Source organism: Mesorhizobium escarrei (assembly GCF_935825525.1).
Lineage (GTDB): Bacteria > Pseudomonadota > Alphaproteobacteria > Rhizobiales > Rhizobiaceae > Mesorhizobium > Mesorhizobium escarrei.
In genome coordinates, this window is the sequence record NZ_CAKXZT010000106.1 from 1 (window position 1) to 528 (window position 528).

Annotated in this window: 1 pseudogene; it reads left to right on the forward strand. The window is 63.1% G+C overall.

The features are described from left to right. Positions 1–240: 240 nt before the first annotated feature. A pseudogene (locus NMG80_RS07170) lies at positions 241–528 on the forward strand (TetR/AcrR family transcriptional regulator); the annotation flags it as partial.

Genomic DNA, 528 nt, shown 5'->3' on the forward strand with positions numbered 1-528 from the left:
CAGCCTCGGCCGAACGCCTCCAAAAGATGCACGGACGGGGACGGGGCACTAGGGCCCGCCCTTTGCTCGGTTCTCGCGCCGCCAGAGCGGCTGTAGGTTCGTGTAATGGCAGAGCTGGATTAGCTCGCCAATGTCCCTTGCCAGTCCCAACGGTTTGACGTGGTCAACCTCCCACTGTCGGTATCGCTCCCACGACATGCCGGGACGGAACTGCGATCCGATATGATCGCGGAGTTCGGGATGGTCGCAGCCGACCGCACCAGCAGGGCTAGCGCGAGCGCGGACACGGATTGGGCCCGCCTTGTTATTCAGAGCTCGCAATCACCCATTGAGTTCGGCATGGGGGTCCGCGCGAATCTCAAGGCGGACATCGGGGAAGCGATTACCCAAGGTCGGGTGAGCGTGCGCGACGTAGAGTTGGCAGCCGACATCGCAATTGGAATATGGCTTGAGGTGACGCGCGGAATTATTGCGCGAGGTCCCCGGCCCGGAACGACCAGCCAAGCGCTCGACGCGACGCTTCGAGCT